Below are 6,003 nucleotides of genomic sequence, written 5' to 3'. Positions count from 1 at the left end.
GAACATGGAAGAGCGACCGAGACGATCCTTAAGGTGGCCGAACGCGAGAAAGTGGACCTCATCGTCATGGGAACCACTGGATTGACCGGCATAAGCAGAATACTCATCGGGAGCACTGCGGACAAAGTCACTCGATTGTCTAAATGCCCTGTCATGGTGGTCCACTAGATTACCGCGAGTCATCGCCGGCTGGTCCGCCCCCGAAATGAGTACCGTCTGAAGTGTTAGGGTCTCCTCGTTTCGGCGTCGACAGCTCGGCCGGGCGGCGTCACCGCGGCTATTATGTATACTTACGATGTATATTCTGGGCACGAAGAGAGGAGTCTTCATGAGGCTGTCAGCTCGCAACCAACTCAGGGGCACGGTGACCGCAATCAAGGAAGGTGCTGTGGAGGCACAGGTCAGCATGGACGTCGGTGGACAGAAGCTGACTGCCGTAGTGACGATGGACGCGGTGCAAGAACTGGGTCTGACCACGGGTGCCCAAGTCGTCGCGGTGATCAAGGCTGATAATGTAATACTCGCAGTCGAGTAGTACCAGAGCAACCGGGCGAGATCGAGGGGGTAAGTTGAGGAAGTTCGGGGTTGTTGGCATCGTCTTCGCGGGCATCATGCTCATCAGTCAGGCCATCGCGCTTTCCGGCGTCCCGATTACTTACGCAACACTCGCCTTCGACATGGGCTCTCTGCCAGCTTGGGTCTACCTCACCGCCATGATTCCCGCCCTCGTCGCGTTCTTGCTGGGGGTCGTTCTTATTATCCAGCGCCACGCGGTCGCTGAGATGTTGTTTGAAGACACCGAGGCGCCTGGAGCCGTCGAACCTCAGGAGGCGCTGAGACTCGGACTGATACTGATGGGGATCTGGCTCGTGGCCAGTGCAGTGCCGTCGTTGCTCCTCGCTGTCTCGCAAGTCATCCAGCAGTCGCTCGCATTCACGTCGGTCTGGGAAGGCTACCCGGTCCCTGGCCAAGACGCCTGGGGCGCCTTCTCGTACACGGCCATCCCGGCACTACAGTTGGTGATTGGCGTGGTGCTGACGCGGTTCGCCCCCTCCATTGCGGCCCGGCTGTACCCAGCTGGCGAAGAAAGTAAGGGGTAGCGAACCCCCGCTACCACACGTTCGACATAGACCTGTAAGGAGAAGCGTGATCTCGATCGGAGCAGGGGGATTCATCGCTATCGCGTGCTTAGTGTTCGGCACGTGGCGAATCGCGCGCTGGCGCTCGTCGGGCGGCGACGCGACCAGAGAGCGCGTGGTGGCCGTCCTCTTCATGTACTTGGTCGCTGTGGCAGTTGTCACGTTCTTCCCAATGAACATCATCTTCTACGACTGGCATGGCCGGTTCAGTTTCGTGCCGTTCGCCAGCATCATGCAGCTCGTGCAACAGACTGATAGTGCCACGGCCCTGAGGAACATCGCTGGCAACATCGTTATGTTCGTGCCGCTCGGCCTCTTGCTGCCGCTGCTGTTCCGGAGGCTCCGTTCCGTCAGTGCTCTTGCGTGGCGTGTGGCGCTCATCTCAATCGCGATCGAGCTCCTGCAGCTCCCAACCCGTGTGCGGGCCACCGATGTGGACGACGTCTTCTTGAACGTCGCCGGAGCCCTCGTCGGCTACTCGGCGTTTCTGCTGCTGAATCGTTTAGCGCAGCGTCTACCGAGTCTAGCGGCTTTGATGAATGCTGCGGGCTCGGACACGAAGGGCGAGCCTCTGCTGGCGGCGTGGCTTCCGGTGTCCGTGACGATCGTGCTGACGCTCGGCCTGATCGTTCCGCAGGTTCTGTCCGGCACCTTGAGCGAGAGCGCTATCTACGAGGAGGCGACCTTAGGCATGACAGGCGGGTCCGTTGTGGCACGCGCCGATTCGGGCAACTTCGTGGTGCTCGTCGCGAAGTCAGGCGAGGGTGCCTCTGAAGTGCACCAGCACGTGGAGTTCAAGCGGGTTCTTCCTGGTCGCTACACGAAGCTTGGCTGGAGCGACCCACTCAGGGGTGCAGGCTCGCGTTACTCGATTCGCGTCACGAGCCACAATCCCGCCGCGGGCGAATCGCCGGTGGTCTACGTTGTCGGGCGGAACGACGCTGGCGCCTCGACTGTCAGTCTCAAAACGAAGACAGGCCGCACCGTCTTCGAGGGACCGATCGACAGGTACTTCGCTGTAGCCGTGCCCTCAAGCGCAGGGCTGGAAGGCTTGGCTTTGGACGTGGTCTTCCGCACTGCCGACCGCCGTGATGTGACTGACATCTTCGGAGCCTACTGAATCCCGGTGAAGTGCAGACCTCGCCCGGTTGCACCCCCTCATCTCCACGCGGTAACCTGAGCCCTCACCCGCGAGTGGCGCTTGCCAGGGTAGGAGCCGTGTCACAGATCAGCCGGCTGCGGTGTCTATATCACAGGAGAGGGTGACCGGTTCGGGCATCCCGGTGGACACGGCAGCAGGAGGTTCTTAATGCAAGGAGGAGGAGTGCTCTCGATGGAAGCGCGCGCAGCATCCGGCCCGCACGATTTCGAATCCTTGTTCTCCTCCGAGCGAACAAGGATCGTACGGCACCTCCGGTACCTCACTGGGGATCTGCAGGTCTCTGAGGATTTGGCGCAGGAGGCGTTCGTGCGGCTATGGGAGCGTGCAGCCGCCGATGGATCAGGAGCTGTGCGCGACCCCGGTCCTTGGCTACTGCGCGTAGCGTCCAACCTAGCCTACAACCACTTCCGAGCCGAGGAGCGCCGCCGGGCGCGCGAAGACCGGGCCGGTGTGCAAGACGCTCTATGCCAACACACTGGCGAATGCGGGAGCTCTTCTCTGGAAGAGGCCATCGATGTGCGCGACGCCTTGACCAGAATAGGCGCGCGTGACCGCACTGTTCTCCTGCTGCGCTACTCGGGGTCCACATACGCCGAGATAGCTGAAGTAATAGGAGTCGCCCCCGGCTCTGTGGGCACCACGCTGGCAAGGGCGCAAAGTCGATTCCGTGAGGTGTACGAGGGCTTTTCCGCCGAGTCCTCGAGAGAAAAGAGGAAGTGAGTGCTATGCATTACGAAGATGGCGAGTTGATGGAGTACGTCGACGACGAGTCGAGTTCGGAGGCGCGAGCACAGATAGAGGCGCATCTGAGCACATGTGAACGATGTGACCGCACGGTCGAGCGTCTGCGGGAGGACCGTCTGTTCGCGGCGGATGCACTCGGAAGACTGCAAATCGCAGAATCGGTCGCGGGAGAGACGCCAAAGGAGCCGATCGCATCCGTGCCCTCGCTTCGCAGCCCGGCGTCTGCGCGGCGGTGGAACTGGAGAGAGCGCGTGGTCGAGTTTGGCTGGGGCAGAGCGGCCTCCATCGCCGTGGCCGTGCTCGCGATCTCATCGCTAGGATTCCCGCAGGTTCGCAGCGCCGCAGCGGATATGTTGAGCGTCTTTCGCGTCGAACAAATACGAACCATCGCGCTTACCCAGTCCGATCTGCAGCGTATCGCTTTTGATTTGGAGGCTGCTACCGGGCACGTTAACATGGGGGCTCTCGGTGAAGTGTGGATCGAAGGCGATCAGGAATCGCGAGAGGTGACCTTGGAGGAAGCCCAGGCCGCCGTCGACTTCCCGATCGTACTTCCCGATACAGGCGTCGCAGGCACTCCGGTACTGTCGCTTGAGAGCGGCCTTACCATGAAGTTCAAGCTCAATGTGGATGAGGTCAACGATCTGCTTGCTTACTACGGAAGCGAGCAGGAGCTCCCCAGATCGCTCGACGGTGAGGCTTTTGAAATCCGAGTACCTGCCATGGTGTTCGCGAGCTACGCGGAGAATTCGGAGCACTATATCAACGAGTATGCCCACATCGGTCAGGCGCGCAGCCCACAGCTTATCGTGCCGGAAGGTGTGAATCCGCTCGAGCTTCGCGATGTGCTGATAAGCCTGCCGCTCTTGCCTGAGCACGTACGGCAGCAGCTCGAATCCATCGACAATTGGCAACACACGCTGATCGTTCCCAACATCGATGGCAGCGCGCGCGAGATTTCGATTGGCGGGATACCCGCGGTTCTGGTATACCCGGAGGTAACGGGCGAAGCCATTGACGCGGCGGCGCAGGACTCCGGTGACCCCTCGACCGCCGAGGGGACTTCCCTAGGGGAGACTGAGCCCATGACCATGGTGTCGGTCATCTGGCAGCAGGATGGCATCTTGCGTGCCGTATTCACTTATGGTGAGGAGAGGGCGATCGCGATCGCGGAGTCCATGATCCGATGACTGCCACGTCGCTTGTCATAGACGCCGACGGCCTGACGAAGCACTACGGTCGCAAGGTCGGATGCGAGGAGGTGTGCCTCCGAGTTCGCAGGGGGCACATCTTCGGGTTCCTCGGTCCGAACGGGGCCGGAAAGAGCACATTCGTGAAAATGATGGTCGGCCTGATCGCACCGACCAGCGGCCGCGCCGAGGTACTAGGGAGACCGCTAGGCGACCTGGGCGCGAGGACCGGCATCGGGTTTCTGCCCGAGGTCTTCCGCTACCAGGATTGGCTGACCGCCTCTGAGCTACTCAGGCTACACGGCCGTCTTGCCGGGATGGAGTCGGGGGCGATTGCCGAGAGCTCCAAGCGTGTGCTCAATCTGGTGGGCCTCAAATCCCAGGACAGCGGCAAGATCCGCTCCTTCAGTAAAGGCATGACGCAACGCCTTGGACTCGCGTGCGCGCTGTTGGCCGATCCAGACCTGGTCATCCTTGACGAGCCGACGTCCGCGCTCGACCCTCTTGGCCGGTACGAGGTGAGAGAGATACTCTTATCCGCGCGCGAGCGTGGCGTGACGGTCTTCCTCAACAGTCATCTGCTCACTGAAGTCGAATCCGTCTGCGACGAGGTGGCGGTGATCGATCACGGGAGGGTGATCGAGTCCGGACCGCTCTCGGCGTTGCTGTCCGGACCGTGTGAGGTGGAGATCACCCTCGCCGAGCCGTTCGCGGGTGCGGCTTTGAGGCTGCGTCCCCTGGAGGCCAGCGTCCTTGTCGACGAGCCGCTCCGCCTCGTGGCCGGTCTTCCGGATGAGAGTCGCATCCCAGGGCTGGTGGAGCGCTTGGTCTCGGAAGGAGCACGGGTAACTGGTGTGGTCAGGCGGAGACGGACCCTCGAAGCACTGTTCCTCGATGCAGTAAAGGAGGCGCAAAATGCACGGCGGGAGTAGCGTCACATCAGCGTCTCCGCGCAAAGCATCAGTGACCGCCGACGGGATCGCCGGATCGGCGCGACGGATTGCGGTCGTCGCCGGGCTCACCTTTCGGGAGGCGTGGCAACGCAAGATGATCATCGCCGCGGTCGTGATGTCCGCTGGGTACCTTGCGCTGTACGGACTAGCGCTGCACTTCGCGTCACAGGATACGGCAGTCAGCGGCCACGCTGCTACCGATGCCCTCATGGAAAACGTGCTCGCGGCTCAGTTGCTGTATGTGGGTCTGTTTCCGGCAAGCCTCATCGTCGGCCTGACGGCGGTGTTCGCTTCCGTGGCGGCAATCTCGAGTGATCTCGATACGGGCTTGCTCCATGGGGTGCTCGTCCGTCCTATTCGCAGGACAGAGCTCCTCGTAGGAAAAGCGCTCGGCATCGGCCTGATGCTAGTCCTCCACAATCTGGCCTTCATGAGTGCACTGATAGGGCTTGCCCGATGGTTGATCGGAGCGCCCGTGGCCAACGTGCCGACCGCAATGGCGCTTCTGACACTCTCTCCGCTCGCGCTTCTCGGATTGGCGATGCTCGGCACCACCAGGCTGCCGACACTTGCCAACGGAGTGCTGTGCGCGACGGCGTACGGCATCTCGTTCGTCGGCGGGTTCATCGAGCAGATCGGGAGCGCGATCGAGAACGAAACGATGGTCAACCTCGGAATCATATCGAGCTTGCTTCTCCCGGCCGACGCGATGTACAGAAAGGCGATCGAATACCTCTTGCCTGGGGGACTGTTACTGCTGGGCGGAGGCGGGGGCTCCATCCTGACCCCGGCGGAGTCGCCGAGTGTATGGATGG

Annotated in this window: 8 protein-coding genes; all 8 read left to right on the top strand. The window is 61.6% G+C overall.

What is annotated here, in order from left to right:
- On the top strand, positions 1-168 hold a 168-nt coding region (locus KGZ89_03085), incomplete at its 5' end, for a universal stress protein (GenBank protein ID MBS3973834.1).
- Between the two features lie 160 nt (positions 169-328).
- Entirely contained in the window at positions 329-535 is a 207-nt protein-coding gene (locus tag KGZ89_03080) for a TOBE domain-containing protein (GenBank protein MBS3973833.1), read from the top strand.
- Positions 536-569: 34 nt separating this feature from the next.
- Positions 570-1,100, top strand: coding sequence for a hypothetical protein (locus KGZ89_03075; GenBank protein MBS3973832.1), 531 nt, complete (start codon positions 570-572; stop codon positions 1,098-1,100).
- 46 nt (positions 1,101-1,146) lie between these two features.
- The gene (locus KGZ89_03070) at positions 1,147-2,259 is read left to right on the top strand and encodes a VanZ family protein (protein MBS3973831.1); all 1,113 of its coding nucleotides are present in this window, start codon (positions 1,147-1,149) and stop codon (positions 2,257-2,259) included.
- A 213-nt stretch (positions 2,260-2,472) separates the two neighbouring features.
- Positions 2,473-3,021 (top strand): sigma-70 family RNA polymerase sigma factor, encoded by a 549-nt coding sequence (locus tag KGZ89_03065; GenBank protein ID MBS3973830.1) that lies wholly within the window; start codon positions 2,473-2,475, stop codon positions 3,019-3,021.
- 5 nt (positions 3,022-3,026) lie between these two features.
- Positions 3,027-4,235, top strand: coding sequence for a zf-HC2 domain-containing protein (locus KGZ89_03060; protein ID MBS3973829.1), 1,209 nt, complete (start codon positions 3,027-3,029; stop codon positions 4,233-4,235).
- Positions 4,232-5,167, top strand: a complete 936-nt coding sequence (locus KGZ89_03055; GenBank protein MBS3973828.1) for an ABC transporter ATP-binding protein — start codon at positions 4,232-4,234, stop codon at positions 5,165-5,167. The genes KGZ89_03060 and KGZ89_03055 overlap by 4 nt, the downstream gene beginning before the upstream one ends.
- Positions 5,151-6,003, top strand: an 853-nt coding sequence (locus KGZ89_03050) for an ABC transporter permease subunit (GenBank protein MBS3973827.1), incomplete at its 3' end; no start/stop codon positions are given. The genes KGZ89_03055 and KGZ89_03050, both read left to right, overlap by 17 nt.

The organism is Actinomycetota bacterium (genome assembly GCA_018334075.1).
In the GTDB taxonomy this organism is placed as follows: Bacteria; Actinomycetota; Coriobacteriia; order Anaerosomatales; family UBA912; genus JAGXSC01.
This window is presented reverse-complemented; position numbering and strand designations above follow the sequence as displayed.

Excerpts from the sequence above, each read along its gene's own strand:
- KGZ89_03080 (MBS3973833.1), top strand. The coding sequence starts at position 329 with ATGAGGCTGTCAGCTCGCAACCAACTCAGGGGCACGGTGACCGCAATC.
- KGZ89_03065 (MBS3973830.1), top strand. The coding sequence starts at position 2,473 with ATGGAAGCGCGCGCAGCATCCGGCCCGCACGATTTCGAATCCTTGTTC.
- KGZ89_03060 (MBS3973829.1), top strand. The coding sequence starts at position 3,027 with ATGCATTACGAAGATGGCGAGTTGATGGAGTACGTCGACGACGAGTCG.
- KGZ89_03055 (MBS3973828.1), top strand. The coding sequence starts at position 4,232 with ATGACTGCCACGTCGCTTGTCATAGACGCCGACGGCCTGACGAAGCAC.